General features: G+C 72.8%; 21 protein-coding genes. 5 read left to right on the top strand and 16 right to left on the bottom strand.

Annotated features, from left to right (window positions below):
* Nucleotides 1-154: 154 nt before the first annotated feature.
* Complete coding sequence (locus tag DTB53_RS22625) at nucleotides 155-1048, bottom strand: siderophore-interacting protein (protein ID WP_012377808.1); 894 nt, start codon at nucleotides 1046-1048, stop codon at nucleotides 155-157.
* Between the two features lie 151 nt (nucleotides 1049-1199).
* Here DTB53_RS22625 and DTB53_RS22620 point away from each other — a divergent pair, with 151 nt between their 5' ends.
* Nucleotides 1200-2228, top strand: a complete 1029-nt coding sequence (locus DTB53_RS22620) for a S66 family peptidase (protein WP_012377809.1) — start codon at nucleotides 1200-1202, stop codon at nucleotides 2226-2228.
* 43 nt (nucleotides 2229-2271) lie between these two features.
* Nucleotides 2272-3210, top strand: a complete 939-nt coding sequence (gene bla / locus DTB53_RS22615; RefSeq protein WP_012377810.1) for a class A beta-lactamase — start codon at nucleotides 2272-2274, stop codon at nucleotides 3208-3210.
* Between the two features lie 36 nt (nucleotides 3211-3246).
* Here bla and DTB53_RS22610 read toward each other — a convergent pair whose 3' ends face one another.
* The 3 genes from DTB53_RS22610 to DTB53_RS22600 all read right to left on the bottom strand — a co-directional run bounded on the left by DTB53_RS22610 (nucleotide 3247) and on the right by DTB53_RS22600 (nucleotide 5265).
* Entirely contained in the window at nucleotides 3247-3810 is a 564-nt protein-coding gene (locus DTB53_RS22610; RefSeq protein ID WP_003964315.1) for a type 1 glutamine amidotransferase domain-containing protein, read from the bottom strand.
* 105 nt (nucleotides 3811-3915) lie between these two features.
* Nucleotides 3916-5007, bottom strand: coding sequence for a glutamate--cysteine ligase 2 (locus DTB53_RS22605; protein WP_012377811.1), 1092 nt, complete (start codon nucleotides 5005-5007; stop codon nucleotides 3916-3918).
* A 30-nt stretch (nucleotides 5008-5037) separates the two neighbouring features.
* Nucleotides 5038-5265, bottom strand: coding sequence for a DUF5133 domain-containing protein (locus tag DTB53_RS22600; protein WP_003964317.1), 228 nt, complete (start codon nucleotides 5263-5265; stop codon nucleotides 5038-5040).
* Between the two features lie 335 nt (nucleotides 5266-5600).
* On the opposite strand from DTB53_RS22600, the gene DTB53_RS22595 reads away from it, so the two are divergent.
* Complete coding sequence (locus DTB53_RS22595) at nucleotides 5601-5849, top strand: hypothetical protein (RefSeq protein WP_012377812.1); 249 nt, start codon at nucleotides 5601-5603, stop codon at nucleotides 5847-5849.
* Nucleotides 5850-6021: 172 nt separating this feature from the next.
* On the opposite strand, the gene DTB53_RS37515 is transcribed toward DTB53_RS22595, so the two are convergent.
* The 12 genes from DTB53_RS37515 to DTB53_RS22540 form a co-directional block, all read right to left on the bottom strand.
* Nucleotides 6022-6150 carry an LPFR motif small protein gene (locus tag DTB53_RS37515; RefSeq protein WP_003964321.1) on the bottom strand — a complete coding sequence of 43 codons (129 nt, stop codon included), beginning with the start codon at nucleotides 6148-6150 and terminating at the stop codon, nucleotides 6022-6024.
* 178 nt (nucleotides 6151-6328) lie between these two features.
* Nucleotides 6329-6532 (bottom strand): cold-shock protein, encoded by a 204-nt coding sequence (locus tag DTB53_RS22590; RefSeq protein ID WP_003964323.1) that lies wholly within the window; start codon nucleotides 6530-6532, stop codon nucleotides 6329-6331.
* A 233-nt stretch (nucleotides 6533-6765) separates the two neighbouring features.
* Nucleotides 6766-7143, bottom strand: coding sequence for a DoxX family protein (locus tag DTB53_RS22585; protein WP_003964324.1), 378 nt, complete (start codon nucleotides 7141-7143; stop codon nucleotides 6766-6768).
* A gap of 66 nt (nucleotides 7144-7209) precedes the next feature.
* On the bottom strand, nucleotides 7210-7527 hold the full coding sequence (locus tag DTB53_RS22580) for a hypothetical protein (protein ID WP_003964326.1): 318 nt from the start codon (nucleotides 7525-7527) through the stop codon (nucleotides 7210-7212).
* Nucleotides 7524-7964, bottom strand: coding sequence for a hypothetical protein (locus tag DTB53_RS22575; RefSeq protein WP_003964327.1), 441 nt, complete (start codon nucleotides 7962-7964; stop codon nucleotides 7524-7526). Before DTB53_RS22575 ends, DTB53_RS22580 begins: the two co-directional genes overlap by 4 nt.
* A 1-nt stretch (nucleotide 7965) precedes the next feature.
* The gene (locus DTB53_RS22570; RefSeq protein ID WP_012377813.1) at nucleotides 7966-8829 is read right to left on the bottom strand and encodes a hypothetical protein; all 864 of its coding nucleotides are present in this window, start codon (nucleotides 8827-8829) and stop codon (nucleotides 7966-7968) included.
* A gap of 102 nt (nucleotides 8830-8931) precedes the next feature.
* Nucleotides 8932-9330, bottom strand: coding sequence for a DUF6221 family protein (locus tag DTB53_RS22565; RefSeq protein WP_003964329.1), 399 nt, complete (start codon nucleotides 9328-9330; stop codon nucleotides 8932-8934).
* Nucleotides 9331-9424: 94 nt separating this feature from the next.
* On the bottom strand, nucleotides 9425-9880 hold the full coding sequence (locus tag DTB53_RS22560) for a VOC family protein (RefSeq protein WP_012377814.1): 456 nt from the start codon (nucleotides 9878-9880) through the stop codon (nucleotides 9425-9427).
* Nucleotides 9881-9883: 3 nt separating this feature from the next.
* Complete coding sequence (locus DTB53_RS22555; protein WP_012377815.1) at nucleotides 9884-11545, bottom strand: MFS transporter; 1662 nt, start codon at nucleotides 11543-11545, stop codon at nucleotides 9884-9886.
* A 155-nt stretch (nucleotides 11546-11700) separates the two neighbouring features.
* The gene (locus DTB53_RS22550; protein ID WP_012377816.1) at nucleotides 11701-12717 is read right to left on the bottom strand and encodes an NAD(P)/FAD-dependent oxidoreductase; all 1017 of its coding nucleotides are present in this window, start codon (nucleotides 12715-12717) and stop codon (nucleotides 11701-11703) included.
* Complete coding sequence (locus DTB53_RS22545) at nucleotides 12714-13247, bottom strand: isoprenylcysteine carboxyl methyltransferase family protein (protein WP_012377817.1); 534 nt, start codon at nucleotides 13245-13247, stop codon at nucleotides 12714-12716. The genes DTB53_RS22550 and DTB53_RS22545 overlap by 4 nt, the downstream gene beginning before the upstream one ends.
* Nucleotides 13248-13260: 13 nt before the next feature.
* Nucleotides 13261-14313, bottom strand: a complete 1053-nt coding sequence (locus tag DTB53_RS22540) for a type III polyketide synthase (protein WP_012377818.1) — start codon at nucleotides 14311-14313, stop codon at nucleotides 13261-13263.
* A gap of 118 nt (nucleotides 14314-14431) precedes the next feature.
* Here DTB53_RS22540 and DTB53_RS22535 point away from each other — a divergent pair, with 118 nt between their 5' ends.
* Both DTB53_RS22535 and DTB53_RS22530 read left to right on the top strand, forming a co-directional pair.
* A complete protein-coding gene (locus DTB53_RS22535; protein WP_012377819.1) occupies nucleotides 14432-15325 on the top strand; it encodes a UbiA family prenyltransferase in 894 nt (297 codons plus the stop codon).
* A 164-nt stretch (nucleotides 15326-15489) separates the two neighbouring features.
* On the top strand, nucleotides 15490-18441 hold the full coding sequence (locus DTB53_RS22530; RefSeq protein WP_012377820.1) for a CARDB domain-containing protein: 2952 nt from the start codon (nucleotides 15490-15492) through the stop codon (nucleotides 18439-18441).
* Nucleotides 18442-18540: the final 99 nt, after the last annotated feature.

The raw sequence follows: 18540 nt of genomic DNA, 5'->3' as shown, positions 1-18540 counted from the left end.
CGCTGCCGACCGGCCTGTACCACTGGCCGGTCGACCGGTTCGAGCGAAACGGAACCCCCGCGAAGTAAGGCTGACCTTACCCAAGTTGGCGCCGGTTGAGGAGGCCGGTCCGGCGGAGCGGCGACGTGACGGCCCCGCCGGACCCGGGCCCCGGTCAGAGCCCGAGGTCGCTCAGCCGGGCCTCGTAGCGGATGGTGAGGTCCTCGGAGTCACCGGCCGGGTTGTCCCAGAGGGCCTCCAACTCGGCGCGCACGGCGTCGGGCAGCGCCTCGTACCGCTCGGACCAGGTGTCGGAGTTCGGTATCCAGTAGCCGACGACCTTGAAGCGGTCCGCGGGGAGCCCGAGGTCACGGCGGAGGTAACGTCGCACCGAGCGGAGGGCGTTGGTCTCCCCCGCGACCCAGACGTACCCGCCCGCGAGGTCCGTGCCCGGCGGAACGGCGGCGGCCACCAGGTCGGCCAGGCGGCTCGGGCCGTGGCCGTTGCCGCCGTAGGTCCAGGTCACCTTGGAGTCCGAGGGCTCCCGCAGGGGCAGTACGGCCGAGGGCGCGGGCGCCTCCAGCACCACCCGGGTCCGGACATGGTCCGGCGTGTTCTCCAGCAGACGGGCGGCGGCGGGCAGACCGGTCTGGTCGGCGACCAGCACCTGCCAGGAGAGGTCGGCCGGGGGGCTGTAGAGGCCGGTGGGGTCGTTGACGCCCACGACGTCCCCGGGCCGCGCCTCGGCGGCCCAGCCGGACGCCACGCCGCCCTCGTGCAGCACGAAGTCGATGTCGACCTCGCCGGCCTCGGGGCGCGCGGCGCGGATCGTGTACGTGCGCATCGGCGCGACGGGCTGCCCCTCGGGGGTCTCCCACCCGCCCTGCTCGGTCGTCCGGGGCAGGGACACGTCGGTGCGGTCCGGGCCGTGCGGAAGGAAGATCCGCACGTACTCGTCGCCGACCCCGGTGGTCCGGAAGCCGGCCAGACCGTCACCGTGCAGGGTGACGCGGGTCATGGACTCGGTGAGCGGTTGCACCCGGGCGACGACGGCTCGGTGGATCGTCATGGACTCTGCCCCTTCGTACGCGTGGTCGGCCTGAGCGCCTCGCCCGCCGGGACGAGAGAACCGAATTGACTTAGGTCAGCCTAACCTTCCATGCCCGCCGATTCGATACGGCATCGGCGGTACGGCCGGGAGTCGTGCAAGAATCCGACGCATGCCCGTTCGCTATCCACGCCCCCTGCGGCCCGGTGACCGGGTCGGGGTCACCTCCCCGTCCAGCGGAGTGCCCGCGGAACTGCGCGAGCGGCTCGCCGTCGCGGTCCGCGACGTGGAGGCACGGGGGTACGAGGTCGTGACCGGCCGGTGCATGGACGGCGCCGGGCACGTCAGCGCGCCCGCGGCCGACCGGGCGGCCGAGTTGACGGCGATGCTGACGGACCCCGGCATCCGGGCCGTGGTGCCGCCCTGGGGCGGTGAGACGGCCATCGACCTGCTGCCCCTGCTCGACTGGGAGCGGCTGCGCACGGCCGAGCCCACCTGGGTGGTGGGCTACTCGGACATGTCGACCGTCATGACACCGCTGACCCTCCTCACGGGGGCCGCGACCGTGCACGGGAACAACCTCATGGACACGCCCTACCGGGTGCCGGAGGGGCTGGTGTCCTGGCTCGACGTCGTCGCGGCGCCGTCGGGGCACCGGTTCACCCAGATTCCGCCGGGGCGGCACCGGGCCACGGGCTACGACGACTACGCCGCGCACCCCGGCGTCCGCACGTTCACACTCGACACCCCGGGCCGGTGGACGAGGCTGGACGGCGACGGCGACGTGGACGTCGAAGGCCGGTTGATCGGGGGCTGCGTCGAGATGCTGAGCAACCTCACCGGGACGCCGTACCTCGACGTCCCCGCCTTCGCCGGGGCCCATGCCCCGGAGGGCCTCCTGGTGTACGTGGAGGCCGGCGGCCACGACGCGTTCACCATCTGCCGCAATCTGCACGGGATGCGGCTGGCCGGCTTCTTCGACGCGGCCAACGCCGTTCTCGTCGCCCGGACCTCGGCCCCGGACAGTGGCTCGTTCACCCAGCGCCAGGCGGTGCTGGACGCCCTCGGGCCGCTGAACGTCCCGATCGTCGCGGACGTCGAGTGCGGCCACGTCCAGCCGTACCTCCCCCTGGTCAACGGGGCGCGGGGCCGGGTCGTCCACACGGCGACGCGCGGCGAGCTGACGCAGACGCTGGACTGAGCCGCCGGGCGGCTCGCGCCCCCGGAGTGTCTAGCATGACGGGATGAGTCGACTGCCGAACCCCCACGCCCGGCGTTCCGTACTCCGTCTGCTGGGCGGCGCCCTGCTGTCCGCGCCGCTGACGGCCTGTGGCACGGAATCCGACGCCCCAGCCCCCTCGCCGGCCGGAAAGCCGGCCGGTACGCCCCCGGCGCGGGCCGACGGGCGCGCGTTCGAGGCGCTGGAGAAGGAGTACGCGGCGCGGCTCGGCGTGTACGCCGTCGACACCGGGACCGGCACCACGGTCGCCCACCGTGACGGGGAGCGGTTCGCCTACGCCTCCACGTTCAAGGCGCTCGCGGCGGGGGCCGTGCTGCGCCGATACGGGCTGGGCGGGCTGGAGCGGATCGTGACGTACCGCCGCGAGGACCTGGTCGACCACTCCCCCGTCACCGAGAAGCACGTGGCCACCGGAATGAGCCTGGGCGCGCTGTGCGACGCCGCCGTGCGCTTCAGCGACAACACCGCGGGCAATCTGCTGTTCGACGCGGTCGGCGGGCCCCGAAAGCTCCAGGCGGTGCTCGCGGGACTGGGGGACGAGGTGACCCGGATGGTGCGCCGGGAGACCGAGCTGAACGAGTGGACTCCCGGTGCCACCCGCGACACCAGCACGCCCCGGGCCCTGGCCGAGGACCTGCGGGCGTTCGTCCTGGGCGACGCCCTCGGCGGGCCCGAGCGGGCCCGGCTCACCCAGTGGCTCACCACCAACACCACGGGCGGCGAACTGATCAGGGCGGGGGTCCCGAAGGGGTGGACCGTCGGCGACAAGACCGGGGCGGGCAGCACCTACGGGACGCGCAACGACATCGCCGTGGTGTGGCCGCCCGACGCGGCGCCGCTGGTCCTGGCCGTGCTCTCCAACCGGACGGCCGCGGACGCCGACCACGACAACACGCTGATCGCGAAGGCGGCGTCCGCGGCCGTCACCGCACTGACCCGGTAGCGGGCCGCGGGTGACGGGGTCCGGCGGGGAAGCGGCTCAGGACTCGTCCAGCACGGCGTCGATCTCGCCGAGGAAGTCGTCCAGGTCGCCGGGGTTCCTGGAGGTGATCAGCGGCCAGCCGGCGGCGTCGTCCCGGACCACCGGCTTGTCGACCCAGGTGCCGCCCGCGTTGGTGATGTCGGTCCGCAGCGACGCGTACGAGGTCAGTGTCTTGCCCCGGACGTAGCCGCCCTCGACCAGCGCCCACGGCCCGTGGCAGATCGCGGCCACCGGCCGGCCGGAAGCCGCGAACGAGCTGACGATCCGGGTGGTGGCGTCCTCCAGCCGCAGCGAGTCGGCGTTCAGCGTGCCGCCCGGGACCAGCAGCAGGTCGTACGCGGCGGGGTCGACGTCGTCGAGCGTGAGGTCGGGCCGCACGGTCTCGCCGGGATCCCGGTCGCCGACGAGGGTGCGGATCCCGTCGGCGGAGACCGCCGCGACGCTGACCCGCGCCCCGTGTGCCCGCAGGTGCTTCACGGGGACGACGAGTTCGTCCTGCTCGACCCCGTAGTTGGTGACGATGGCCAGAATCCGGCGGTCGTCGAGAGCGGTGGTGGACATGGGCTGCTCCGTTCCTCTGGTGTCATGGGTCGCCGTTCGTGCGGTCGTGCCGTCCCGGCGGGTCCCGTGGGCCGTAGCGGCGCGCACCGCGCCGGCGGGTGCGGCTCATCCCGCCGAGATCCGGACGCATTCGGCGACGGTGTCGCGCAGGCTCCCGGTCCGCGCCAGGATCTCGCGCTGGATCCGTGCCCCGTTCCCGCGTCGGAGCACCTCGGCCAGGGCCCGCTCCGCGTCCGCCAGGTCCCCGCTGTCCTCCAGCGCTTCGCGCACCTGGTCCAGCAGGGCACGCAGCACCTCGGAGGCCGGCTCCGGGCACAGGGTGCGCGGATGGACCAGCCGGTCCTCCAGGCCCCAACGGCCCGCCTGCCAGGAGGCCACCCGCAGCAGGGACGTGCTGACGTCCCCGGGCGGCTCACCGGCCCGCCACGCGCGTGCGGCCGTTTCCACCAGTCCCCGTACCAGCGTGGCCAGCAGCACGGTGTCGGCCGGATCCAGGCAGACGTCCGCGATCCTCACCTCCACGGTGGGGTAGCGGTGCGAGAGGCGCGCGTCGAAGTAGACCATCCCCTCGTCGCGGAGCACCCCGGTGGCGACCAGGGACCGCACCTGGGCGTGGTACGCCTCCGCGGAGCCGTGCACGTCCGCCGGGCCGGCGGACGGCCAGCGCCCCCACACCTGGCCGCGGTAGCTGCTGTACCGGCTGTCCTGTCCCTGCCAGAACGGTGAATTGGCGCTCAGGGCGAGCAGGACCGGCAGCCAGGGGCGTATCCGGTCGAGCACGGCGACGCCCTCCTCCTCGGAGGCCACCGAGACATGGACGTGGCAGCCGCAGGTCAGCTGTTCCTGGGCGGTCAGCCCGAAGCGCTCGGCCAGCCACCGGTACCGCTCCCCCGTGCCGATGGTCGGGCTGACCGGAAGCGGCGAGGTCGCCAGGGCCGCCACCGAGGCGCCGGCCTCGGTGGCGTGCCGTACCGCCTCGGTGCGCCACCGGCGGACCGAGGCGGCGAGTTCCTCCATGCTCGCGCAGGGATGGGTGGAGAACTCCACCTGCTGGCGGTGCAATTCGGACTCGAAGGCCGACTCACCGTCCGCTTCCTTCTCGGCGATCGCCAGCACCGCCGAGGACAGGGCGCGGGCCTCTCCGCTCACCTCGTCGACCAACAGCAGTTCTTCCTCCACACCCACCGTTCGAACCACGGCGACCTCCCCTCCCTCGACCGGCCGCGGTCAGGCGGTCAGGACGGAGTCGTCTTCGGGCCGGGCGCCGGGCAACCGGTGGCGGGCCGCGACGAGCGCGCTGTCGACGTCGGCCGTGCCGGTCGACACGCACAGCGTGTACGCCACGTCGTCCATGCGCCGCCGCGCCTCCTCGCTGCCGCTCTCCGCGTGCAGCACACGCAGTGCCTCGTACTGGTCGATCAGATTGCGCAGCACCGTGGGGTGGGCCATCAGCATGCGGGGCATCCTTCCGCCGGGATGAGTCGAGTGGCTTCCTGTCGCCCGGGTGGGCACCGCCCCGAGTACCCGCCCACGGGCAAGCCACACACCGGCGGCCCGGGTCCGCCGCTCCGGCGCCCCGCGACGGGCCCCGGGCAGGTGGCCGGAGCTCCAATATGGCCGGGCGACAGGGCCTGCGCATCTTCTCCGCACCTCGCCCGGGCTCCTGCCGGGCCGGGGCTCGGTGTCCCGGCCCTCATCGGATCTTGGGACTGCTTCGCCCGGCAGCGGGTACCCACCAGGGCGCACCCTTCGCCCCCGGTAGCACCGGGGCCGTACGGAAGGAAGCTCTCATGACCGACCGCAGGCCGGAAGGCACCGCCTACACCGGGGCTTCCGGAAGCCCACCCCCCGTTCCGGCGGACATGCCCGACCAGCAGACGCAGGAGGGCGAGGACGCCCTCGACATACCGGTGCCGGACCGGGTGGCGCGCCAGGGCGGGCAACCCGAGCTGGACGAGGCCGGCGCCGGCCGGAACACACCGCGCAACGCGGGCGCGCACCCGGAAAGGCAACCGACCCCGGACGAGTCGACGGGCTGAGGGCCGGTCCTCGGGGCATCACGGGAGAGGCGGGGCCGTCACGCGACGGCCCCGGTGTCACGCGAAAGCCCGGGTGGGGAGGGTCCGGCCGCGGCCCCGCCGTCCGGGCGACTGCTCCGCACCACATGCCCGTGCCCCGGCCCTTGGAGGGCCGGGGCACGGGCATGTGCGCTCAGTGGTGGCCACGCGCGCTGCTCGACGCGCCGCCGAACAGCCGGGCCAGGGCCCGGAAAGGCAGCGTGACCACGGTGGCGATGGCTCCTCCGATGGAGCGGAGTACATCTGCGATGGCCTTGAGCATGGGGAGCCCTCCATTCCCGCGCAGACCTTCCGGAGGTTCCGGAATGATCGGTGCGAGATCCACCGCGTACCCGGCACGCGCCGTCCCAACCGGGGAGCCCGCGGCCGGAACCGGTCCGGAACGCCCCGGAGCCCCGGAGCGCGTCGCGCTCCGGGGCTCCGGGACCGGTCAACCCGGATCAGGCGGTGGTGATGTTCTCCGCCTGCGGGCCCTTCTGGCCCTGGGTGATGTCGAAGGTCACCGCCTGGCCCTCCTGGAGCTCACGGAAGCCGGTGGAGTTGATGTTGGAGTAGTGCGCGAAGACGTCGGGACCGCCGCCGTCCTGCGCGATGAAGCCGAAGCCCTTTTCCGAGTTGAACCACTTGACGGTTCCGCTGGCCATGCCCGTACCTCTCAGCAGTAAACGGATCCGCACCGCGCGGACCCGGAGGTGATCGCCCTGGTTCTCAGGCACTGCACAGCAAAACGCCCGCGCCAGGCGCGGGCAGGTACTGCGAACCACGACATCTGTCGGCGACGCTACACGGCGGGATCACTCCTCACCAGAGAGCAACGCCATTTTGCTGTGGATCACCTTCACGGTCACCGGCTCGTACCACACCGACTACGGTCCGTTCAGGGGCCGTCGGCACCCCGGGCGACACCCCGCGCCCACAGGACCAGCGGCGCCTGGAGGGGCAGTCGGGCCCAGGCCGCGATCCGCTGCGGACGGGGCCGGTGGCGCCAGTCGACGGCCATCTGCACATTGGCCGGAAACACACCGACGAAGAAGCCCGCGGTGGCCCGGGCGGCGACCGCCCGGGTCCCGGGGTGGGCGAGGCCGGCGGCCAGGGCGAGTTCGACCACCCCGCTGGCGTACGTCCACGTGCGGGGCTGCCCGGGCAGCATCCGGGGAACGGTGTCGTCGAAGACCTTCGGGGCGGCGAAGTGCAGGACTCCGGCTCCGCCCATGAACGCGGCGAGCAGGACGGCGGAACGCCTCTGGCGGGACATGCGTCTCCTTCGGCAGCGGGACTTACCGCACAGTAAGTTACGGGCTTCCGGCGCGCCGCGCACCCTTCAGAGCGCCAGCAGCCGCCAGAGCAGCGACAGGCCCACACCGCCGACGAGCACTCCGGCGACCAGGGCCAGCACGCCCCGCCGCACGTTGTCGGGCTGGAATCCGCCGAGCACGCTGAAGCACAGCCGCACACCGTAGGCCGAGGCCAGCACCCCGCACATGGTGACGGCGGCCCCGGTAAGGATGGCGTCCCACTGGTCCTCGAACAGCCGCTGGTACGGCCCCGGCGTCCGCGTGGCCAGTACGTATCCGGCCGCGGTGAACAGGGCCGAGGGGAAGGCCACCCGGCCGAAGGCGGCCGCGAATCGTCGGATCACCGGAGAGACCCCCCGTCCACGGGAAAGCGGGAGAGCCGTTCGCGGACCGACCGCTTCAGCCGTTCCTCCCACCGGTCCCGCTCCGCGATATGGGTGAACAGCTCGCGCATCCGGTTCACCTCCTCGATCATGGCCTGTTCCTCCGCCACGAACCGGCGCTTCAGCGGCCGTTCGATCCTCAGCAGCAGGGTGACGCACGCCGCGAGCGAGAGCGCGGCCACGGACAGGCCGACCGCGACGAGCAGGCTCCCGGGACCGCCGCCCGCCACGGCGGCGACGGCGAGGATCCCCGGGATCAACGCCGCGAGGGAGGCCGACGCGATCCGGGGCCGGCGCACCCGACGCCGCCGCGCACCCAGGGCCTGGACGCCCGCCAGCCGGCGTTCCGCGTCCGCCAGCGTCCGCAGGAACGCCGCTCCGTCCTCGATCGCGGCCATGTCAGTGCCCGTTCCGCTGCGTGATGAACGAATGGAGTTCCTGGCCGAAATAGGTGCGCAACGCGCCTATCTGCGCGTCGTCCAGTTGCGAGGTGCCCAGGGGCAGCCCCGGGAGGTACTGGTGGCGCATGAGCCGGGACACCATCGGGAGGACGGACAGGCGGAGCGACGTCTCGTTCTCCAGGTCACGCATGAGCAGGGCGAACGGGGACTCCCGGGGGGCCTGCCCCGGGATGTAGTAGTCGCGTGCCTCGTCCAGCCGGTCCCAGTACAGATCGCACTTGGAGACGGCGACGATCAGCCATCGCAGCCGTTGGGCCGCCTGCCCCTCGATGATCTCGTCGACCAGGAGACGGAAGTCGGCGACCTCCTTGCGGCGGTGCCAGTTCCGCACGGCTTCCTGGTCGACGTCGCCGTCGGCGGCGAGCGCCGCGTGGACGTCACGCTGGGAGGCGCGCTGCCAGATCCTGTTGTGCCCCCACGCGACGACGTGGACGATGCCGTGCGGGGAGGCGTCGCCCCGCATCGTGTCCTGGAGGGCCTTCTCCCGCTGGGTGGACAGCTGCCCGGGGATGACGGTGACGGCGGCCCGGGTGCGGCGGCTGCCGAACCGCAGGACCGTGGCGTGCTTCTCGATGTCGGGGCTGCGGGAGCTGTCATGGTCACCGGTGCGGATGGACTGCGTCAGCGCGTCGTACAGGACGCTCTTGCCCACCCCCGCCTCGCCGGTGACAGCGATGGGGTTGACCGAGAGGCCGGGCCGTCCGTGCAGGGTGGCCGCGACGACCCCGGCCGCCGGACCGCCGTCCACCGCGTGCCGGACGCTCTCCCACCGTGATCGGGTGTTCTCCCAGACGTCGGGCACGCTCGCAGCTCCCCCGGTAGGCCGATGGGGAGAGGGTATCGATCAACTGGCCCTGACGCACCGGCACTTACGGAATTCGCGAACGGCCCGGAGCCATGGGTGCTACTGGATGAACCGGGGCAGCCAGCGGGCCTGGTAGTCGGGGTGTCCCGCGTACTCGGCGGCCAGTTGGCGTACGGCGAAGCCGAGGCCCACCGCACGGCCGGAGCGGAAGTCCTCGGCCGGGCGGTCGGTGTCCAGGTCGGCCACCTCGACGTACTCGCCGAGCATCACCCGGTTCGTCTCGATGCGCTCCAGGGTCCGCGCGGGGTCCTGGAGCGCGATGTGCTCGTCGAAGCCCCGGCCGCGCACCGTGAACGCCACCCCGCCGGTGCGGTCGTGGACCTCGCCCGGCACATCGGCCGGGCACCGCCATCGGTCCCCGCCGGCGGCCAGTGCGACGTGTTCCTCGTCGGCGAGCCGCGCCAGGACGAAGGCCACCATGTCTGCGTTGGCGCCCATTGGATGCCGCTCCCTTGCGCTGATGGATCTCTGCACTCGATACGGGGAGCATTCTGATGGACCGGACACGGCGCGATCCACCTCCGCATCCGGTTCACCCCACCGTGTCCCCCGTGTCGCTCGCGGCCAGGTCGGCGAGGACCTTGTGCAGGGGTTCGGCCCTCCGGCGGCGGTACTCCTGCACCGCCCAGCCGTTGCCGTCGGGGTCGGTGAAGTACATGAAGGTCGCCCCGTCCTCGGGGGTGAACCGCTGCGGCTCGGAGACCTCGACCCCCCGGCCGACGAGCTCGGCGTGTGCGGCGTCGATGTCGGTGACGCAGAGCTGGAGACCGTGGTACGTGCCGGGCCGCGGGGTCCCGGTCGGGTTGGGCAGGCCTTCGGTGAGGGCGATCGAACAGCCCGATCCGGGGGGCGTCAGCTGGACCACACGGGCGCCCGGCATCACCTCGCCGTCGATGTCCACGTGGAAGCCGAGCTTGTCCCGGTAGAAGTCCCGGGCCCGGTCGACGTCGGTCACGGGCAGCACGATCACTTCGAGGGTCCAGTCCATGGGTCAGTTCTCCTTCGCGGGGCGCTCGGCGTCCGGGCCGGGCCCCGGTTCGTCGGTGTCGGGCCGTGCGGCGTCCGTGCCGCCGGACCGGGTCCCGTCCGGTGCGGGGTCGTCCGTCCCCGCCCCGGCGAGCGGTGTCGCGCCGCCCTGGAGGCGGGCCAGGTCGGCGGGCCTGACCTGGATGACGAACAGGGCGACCAGGGCGGCGAGCACCGCGAAGCAGGCGGCCACGACGAAGGCGCTGGAGACGCCCGAGGTGAGGACCTGGTCGCCCCAGGGGCCCGGGAGCTGTCCGGTCGTGCGGAACTCCTGGAGCTGGGCGGGGGTGGCCTCCCGGAGGAACCGCGGGGCCTGGTCGGTCGCCTCGTTGCGGCTGGCCGTGCCGAACGTCGTGACCAGGATCGACAGCCCCAGGGACCCGCCGACCTGCTGGGAGGCGTTGAGGGTGCCGGAGGCGGCGCCGGCCTCCTTCGGGGCGATGCCCGAGACCGCCATCAGGGTCAGCGACACGAACTGCATGCCCATGCCGAAGCCGAACACGAGCATCGGGCCGAGGATCGAGCCCAGGTAGGAGCTGTGGACGTCGGTCAGCGTGAGCCAGCCCAGCCCGGCGGCGGCCAGGAGCGCGCCCACCACCATGAAGGGTTTGGGCCCCCACCGCGGCAGCAGTTGGGATGCCATGCCCGCGCTGATCGCGATGACGACGCTCACCGGCAGGAAGGCGAGCCCGGCCCGCAGCGGGCTGAAGTCGAGGACGTCCTGGACGAAGAGGGTCAGGAAGAAGAACATCCCGAAGATGGCCGCGGAGAGGCACAGCATGATCGTGTAGGTGCCGGCCCGGTTGCGGTCGCGGAACAGCGCCAGCGGGGTGATGGGCTGTCTGGAGCGGCTCTCGATGGCGATGAACACGCCGAGGAGCACCACGGCGGCGCCGAACGATCCGAGGGTGACCGGGTCGGTCCACCCCTCCTCGGAAGCGCGGATGAAACCGTAGACCAGCAGCACCATGCCGGCCGTGGAGGTGAGGGCGCCCGCCACGTCGAAGTGGCCGGGGCGGCGTTCGGACTCGGGGATGTAGCGAGGGGCCGCGAGGGCGATCAGCAGACCGATGGGAACGTTGACGAACAGCACCCAGCGCCAGTCGAGCCACTCCACCAGTACGCCGCCGGCCAGCAGCCCGATCGCGCTGCCGCCCGCCGAGACGGCCGCGAACACCCCGAACGCGCGGTTGCGTTCGGGGCCCTCGCGGAAGGTGGTGGTGATCAGCGACAGCGCGGTCGGCGAGGCGATGGCGCCGCCGACGCCCTGGAGGGAGCGGGCGGCCAGCAGTTGCCAGCCCTCCTGGGAGAGTCCGCCGAGCAGCGAGGCGAAGACGAAGAGGAGCACACCGAAGATGAAGACCCGGCGGCGGCCGAGGATGTCGCCGAGGCGTCCGCCGAGCAGCAGCAGGCCGCCGAACGTCAGGGTGTACGCGTTGACGACCCAGGACAGGTTCTCGGTGGAGAACCCCAGGTCCTTCTGCATGTGCGGAAGGGCGATGTTGACGATGGTGACGTCGAGCACCACCATCAGCTGGCACGAGGCGATGACCAGGAGGGCCAGTCCGCCGTGGTGCCGGTCGGTTGACTTCGCCGTGTCCGCGGGGGTCGCTCGGGAGCCCGTCATAGTGGAAGTCGTCTCTCGTGCCGAGGGCAGTGCGCCCGGTGGGGGCAGCCGGTCTCTGCGTCGGTCGGATGAACGCGGACGCTCACCCGACCGACGTTATGCCGGAACCAGGAGCCCCGCCATTCGGACGATCGGCGGCCCGGATGCGCCCCGATTCACTGGAGCGCGTGGACCGCGGTGCGGAAGAGGACGGGCGCCCGGTGGGCGGCGGAGACGATCAGCCGCCGGGACGACGGGTGGCCCGCGGCGCCCAGCAGGGCGGCGGTGAGCAGCCGGTGGCGCCGGGTGGCCCGGGTCCACCGCCGGGGGTAGTCCTCGGGCCGCCCGGCCCTCAGGCAGTCGACGGCGGCCGTCGCGGTGGCGACGGCGAGGGCGATGCCCTCCCCGGTCAGGGCGTCCACGTAGCCCGCGGCGTCGCCGGCCAGGAGGACGCGCCCGGCCCTCAGGCCCCGCGCGCGCTGCCGCAGCGGCCCGGCCCCGCGCACGGGGGTGGCGCCCGCGCTGTCCGCGAGCCGGGCCGCGAGGGCGGGGAAGGCGGCCAGATGCCGGTCGTAGGGGTGGCGGTCCCGGCTCAGGACGGCCACCCCCACCAGGTGCTCGCCGACCGGGGTCACGTACGCCTCGCCGTGCCGGGACCAGTGCACCTCGACGTGGTCCGTCCAGGGGGCGAGCGGGTAGTGGCGGCGCAGGCCGTAGCGCCCGGGTCCGGCGACGGGCCGGTCGAGGCCCAGGGAGCGGCGCAGCGGCGAGTGCAGCCCGTCGGCGGCGACGAGCCAGCGCGCGGTGAGTCCGGCGGCGGTGACGGTGTGCTCGTCCTGCCGGACCTCCCCCGCCTTCGCGGCGACGACGCGGACGCCGAGGGCGGCGGCCCGCTCGTGCAGGGCGGTGTGGAGTTCGGTGCGGCGGACGCCCGCGCCGGGGTCGCCCCGGAAGGCCGCCTCCGCGCTGCGCCGGCCGTCGGTGTAGCGGATGCCGCGCAGTTCACGGCCCCTCACCCGCACGCCGAGGTCACGCAGGGCCGCGACACCGCCGGGCATGATGCCCTCGCCGCAGGCCTTGTCCACGGGGCTGGTGCGCGGCTCGACCACCACCGCTTCCAGGCCTGTCGCGGCGGCGCGGATCGCGGCGGCCAGTCCGGCCGGTCCGCCGCCGACGACCAGGACGTCGATCACGCGGGCGCGTCCGCGGCCGGGAGGCGGGCGAGCGCCCCGTCCTCGCAGCGGATCCGCACCACCATGAGCGCGGCGTTGAGGGCGGTGAAGACGAGGGCGGTCACCCAGGCCCCGTGGACCAGGGGCAGCGCGATGCCTTCGGCGGCGACGGCGACGTAGTTGGGGTGGCTCAGCCACCGGTAGGGGCCGCCGGTGACCCGGGGCAGGCCGGGGACGACGATGACCCGGGTGTTCCAGCGGGGGCCGAGCGTGCGGATGCACCACCAGCGCAGCGCCTGCGAGGCGACGACGACGCCGGCCATCGTCCAGCCGAGCACGGCCGGGAAGGGCCGTTCGGCGAACCGGACCTCCGCCAGGCAGCCGAGCAGGAGCCCGGTGTGGAGCGCGACCATCGCCGGATAGTGCCCGCGGCCCGATTCGACGCCGCCCCGGGCGAGGCTCCAGCGGGTGTTGCGGCGGGCCACGACGAGTTCGGCGAGGCGCTCGGCCGCGACGGCCAGCACCAGGAGGGTGTACCAGGTCGAGGTCATGGGTCTCTCCTTCCTACCAGCGCAGCAGCACCAGTTCGCAGCAGAATCCCGGGCCCATGGCCAGCAGCAGTCCGGGGGTGCCGGGCTCGGGGCGGCGCTGCTCGATGGTGTCCCGCAGGACGTGCAGGACCGAGGACGAGGACAGGTTGCCGACGTCGGCAAGCGAGCGCCAGGTGACGTCGAGCGCGCCGTCGGGCAGATCGAGGACCTCGGTGACGGCCTCCAGGACCTTGGGGCCGCCCGGGTGGCACACCCAGTGGGCGACGTCCTTCGGCTTGAGTCCGTGCTCGTCGAGGAACTCCCGTACGTCGTCGGCGAGGTACTGGCGCACGACGTCGGGCACGGCCGGATCGAGGACGACGCGGAACCCGGTGGAGCCGACGTCCCACCCCATGACGTGCTCGGTGTCCGGGTACATCCGGCTGCGGGTGGCCACGATCTCGGGGCCGGAGACGGCCCGCCGCCCGCCGAGGGCGACCAGGGCGGCCGCTCCGTCGCCGAACAGCGCGGTCGCCACGAGATTGGCGGGCGAGGCGTCGTGGCGCTGGAAGGTGAGGGAGCAGAGCTCGACCGACAGGAGCACGGCCACGTCGTCGGGGCGGCCGAGGAGGTAGTCGTGCAGCCGGGCCGTCCCGGCCGCTCCGGCGACGCAGCCCAGCCCGAAGACGGGCAGCCGCTTGACGTCCGAGCGCATGCCGAGGCGGGTCACGAGCCGGGCGTCGACGGAGGGGGCGGCGATGCCGGTGACCGAGGTGAACATCAGCAGGTCCACATCGGTGGGCCGCAGCCCCGCCGATCGCAGCGCGCCGCGTACGGCCCGGGCGCCGAGGTCCACGGCGGAGCGGATGAACACGTCGTTGGTCGCGCCGAAGCCGTCGAGTGCGCGGTAGCCGTCCAGGGGCAGCACGGTGTGCCGGGCGCGGACCCGGGCGTTCTCGTGGAGCCGGTCCAGGACACGGCGGTCGGCTCCGGGCGGCAGGCAGGTGCGGGCCACCAGGTCGGTGACCTCGCGCTGGGTGTGGCGGTGGGGCGGCAGAGCCCCGTGGACCGCGGCGATGCGGGTCATTCTGCCTCCTGCTTCGGTGGCGTCATGGCCCCATCCTGCCCGCACGTGGCGGGGGAACGGCGCAAAAGACCCGCCCGGTCTCCGCATTGACGGGGCGCCAGGCCCCTACGATCGCCCGATGGACGCCGTGGACAGGGTGAGCCCGGCCGGTGCGGGGACGGCCGGCGCGGGAGAGGCCCGCGCGGGGCGGGGAAGCCGCGTCGTGGGGCTCGCGCTCGCGTGCCACCCGGGACCGGCGCTCGCGGTGACCGCCCTCGCGTGCGCCCTCGCTCTCGGCTCCGGACTCGGCGGCCCTCGCTCCGCGCTGGTCACGGCGGCGGTGCTGACCGGCCAGCTCTCGGTGGGCTGGTGCAACGACGCGTACGACGCGCGGCGTGACGCCGACGCCGGCCGCCGGGGGAAGCCGGCGGCCGACGGCACGGTCGGAGCGCGTGCGGTGTGGGTGGCGGCGGGGGTCGCGTTCGCCCTGTGCGTACCGCTCTCGCTGGCCTGCGGGGTCCTCGCGGGCACGGTGCACCTGGCCGCGGTCGCCGCGGCCTGGCTCTACAACCTGCGGCTCAAGGCGACCGCTCTGTCCTGGCTCCCGTACGTGGCCGGATTCGGCGCCCTGCCCGCCACCGTCGCCCTCTCCGTGCCCGGCGGACCGTGGCCCCGGTGGTGGACGGTGACGGCCGGGGCGCTGCTCGGGTTCGCGGCACATCTGGCCGACACGCTCCCGGACATCGCGGCGGACCGGGCGGCCGGGATCCGGGGCCTCCCGCACCGGCTGGGCGACCGGGGCACCCGGCTGCTGCTGCCGGTTCCGCTGCTCGGTGCCACGGCGGTGCTGGCGTTCGGGCCGCCGGGACCGGTGGGTGCGGCGGGCGCCGCTGCCCTCGTCCTGGCCGGTGCGGCGTCGCTCGCGGGACCGGCCCTCGGCCGCCGCCGGCGCAAGGCCGCCCTGGCCGGAGCGGTGGCCGTGGCCGCGGTGGATCTGGCGCTGCTGCTGGCCCGGGGTGTCGGCGGAGCCTGAACGAGCCCTCCCGCCAGTTGATCTGACGCACGGTCAGTGAAGGCACCGGAATGACATGACCATGCGAGGACCGTTGACAAATCAGAAACAGCGCAGAAATCTATGAACCTCTCACCGCAAAAGATTGACTTGCTGGCTCAAATATTGTGGAAGTAGAGGACATCATGAGATGGAAACGACGCACCGGACAGTCGATCACCGGGCTGCTGATAGCCGGACTGGTCTCGGTCGGACTGCTGCCCGTCGCCGCGAGCGCGGCTGAGGCCACCGATCTGGCCCGGGGCAAGCCCGTGGCCGCCAGCGGGTCGCACGGCGGCTACCCGGCCGCCAACGCCAACGACGGCAAGGTCGACAGCTACTGGGAGTCGAACGGACTGCCGGCCGACCTCACGGTGAAGCTCGGCGCCGACGCGGACCTGGAGTCCGTGGTGATCAAGCTCAACCCCGACCCGATCTGGGGCGGCCGGACCCAGGACATCCAGGTGCTCGGCCGGAGCCAGAACGGCACCGCGTTCACCTCGCTCCGGGCCCGGGCCGGCTACGCGTTCAGCCCTTCGGGCAACCAGAACACGGTGACGATCCCGGTGGACGGCCGGGTCGCCGACCTCCAGCTCAAGTTCTTCGCCAACACCGGGGCGCCCGGCGGGCAGATCGCCGAGGTCCAGGTCCTGGGGACCGCCGCCCCCAACCCGGACCTGACCGTGAGCGCCCTGTCCTGGAGCCCCACATCCCCCTCCGAGACGGACGAGATCACCGTCCGGGGGACCGTCCGCAACGCCGGTTCGGCCGCCTCCCCCGCGACCACCGTCAACGTGAGCCTGGGCGGCGTGGTCGTCGGCAGCGCGCCGGTCGGCCCGCTCGTCGCGGGCGCCTCCGCCCCCGTCTCGGTCGGGGTCGGCAAGCGGCCGCAGGGCTCGTACACCGTCTCGGCGCTGGTGGACCCGACGGACACGGTCGTCGAGTCCGACAACACCAACAACAGCCGCACCACCGCCTCCCCGCTGGTGGTCGGGCAGAGCCCCGGCCCCGACCTGGAGGTCCGCTCCATCTCCTCCAGCCCGGCCAACCCGGCCGTCGGGGCGGCGGTCACCTTCACGGTGGCGGTCCACAACCGCGGCACCAGCGCGGTGAGCGCGGGCACGGTCACCCGCCTGACCGTCGGTTCCACGACGCTCAACGGCACCACACCGGCCATCGCGGCGGGCGCCACCGCGAACGTCGCGGTCAGCGGCAGCTGGACGGCGGCGAGCGGCGGCGCGACGCTGACCGCCACCGCGGACGCGACGAACCAGGTCGCCGAGACCAACGAGACCAACAACACCTTCGCCCGCTCCATCGTGGTCGGACGCGGCGCGGCCGTTCCGTACACCGAGCTGGAGGCGGAGAACGCCGCCTACCGGGGCACGCTGCTGAAGTCGGACGCCGAGCGCACCTTCGGGCACACCAACTTCGCCACCGAGTCCTCCGGCCGCGAGTCGGTCCGGCTCAACGCGACCGGCGAGTACGTGGAGTTCACCTCGACCGCCCCGTCGAACTCGGTCGTCGTGCGCAACTCCATCCCCGACGCGCCGGGCGGTGGCGGCCGTGAGGCGACCATCAGCCTGTACGCCGACGGCCAGTTCGTCCGCAAGCTCGACCTCTCCTCCAAGCACAGCTGGCTGTACGGGAACACCGACAGCCCCGAAGGACTCACCAACACCCCCGGCGGGGACGCGCGGCGCCTGTTCGACGAGTCGCACGCCCTGCTCACGCGGACCTATCCGGCGGGCACGAAGTTCCGGCTCCAGCGCGACGCGAGCGACAACGCCTCCTTCTACATCATCGACCTGATCGACCTGGAGCAGGTGGCGGCGCCCTCGTCCCAGCCCTCGGGCTGTGTGTCCATCACGACGTACGGCGCGGTGGCGAACGACGGGATCGACGACACGGCCGCGATCCAGCGGGCGGTCACGGCGAACCAGACCGGCCAGATCGACTGTGTGTGGATCCCGGCAGGCCAGTGGCGCCAGGAGCAGAAGATCCTCACCGACGACCCGCTCGACCGGGGCCAGTGGAACCAGGTCGGCATCCGTGATGTGACCATCCGGGGCGCGGGCATGTGGCACTCCCAGCTCTACACCCTCACCCCGCCGCACGAGGCGGGCGGCATCAACCACCCGCACGAGGGCAACTTCGGTTTCGATATCGACGAGAACACGCAAATCTCCGACATCGCGATCTTCGGTTCCGGCACCATTCGCGGCGGCGACGGCAACCACGAGGGCGGCGTCGCGCTGAACGGCCGGTTCGGCAAGGACACGAAGATCAGCAACGTCTGGATCGAGCACGCCAACGTGGGTGTCTGGGCCGGCCGCGACTTCGACAACATCCAGGAGCTGTGGAACCCGGGCGACGGCGTCGAGTTCACCGGGATGCGGATCCGCAACACGTACGCCGACGGCATCAACTTCGCCAACGGCACCCGCAACTCCACGGTCTACAACTCGTCGTTCCGCAACACCGGCGATGACGCCCTGGCCGTCTGGTCCAGCAAGTACGTCAAGAACCAGTCCGTCGACATCGGCCACGACAACAGCTTCCGCAACAACACCATCCAGCTCCCGTGGCGTGCCAACGGCATCGCGATCTACGGAGGCTACGGCAACAAGATCGAGAACAACCTGATCTCCGACACGATGAACTACCCGGCCATCATGCTGGCGACCGACCACGACCCGCTGCCCTTCTCCGGGCAGACGCTGATCGCCAACAACGGCCTGTACCGCACCGGCGGAGCGTTCTGGAACGAGGACCAGGAGTTCGGTGCGATCACCCTCTTCCCGCAGAACCTGCCGATCCCCGGAGTCACGATCCGCGACACGGACATCATCGACTCCACCTATGACGGCATCCAGTTCAAGACGGGTGGCGGCGTGATGCAGGACGTCAAGATCGAGAACGTCCGGATCGACAAGTCCAACAACGGGTCCGGCATCCTCGCGATGGGCGGCGCGCGCGGCAACGCGACGCTCACCAACGTGACGATCACGAACTCGCGCGACGGTCACGTACTCATCGAGCCCGGTTCGCAGTTCACGGTCGCCGGCACCCCGAACGGCGCACGCGCCAAGCGGTAGCGGCCGGCACGCCCCGGGCCGGCGGATCGTCGCCGGCCCGGGAACACCCGTTGTCCCCCGGCGAATTGGGTCCCGCACGGCTCTGGGAAGTACGAGGTC

This window comes from Streptomyces griseus, from assembly GCF_900460065.1.
In the GTDB taxonomy this organism is placed as follows: domain Bacteria; phylum Actinomycetota; class Actinomycetes; order Streptomycetales; family Streptomycetaceae; genus Streptomyces; species Streptomyces griseus.
Note: the sequence above shows the minus strand (reverse complement) of the source record. Positions and strands in the feature narration are given on the sequence as shown.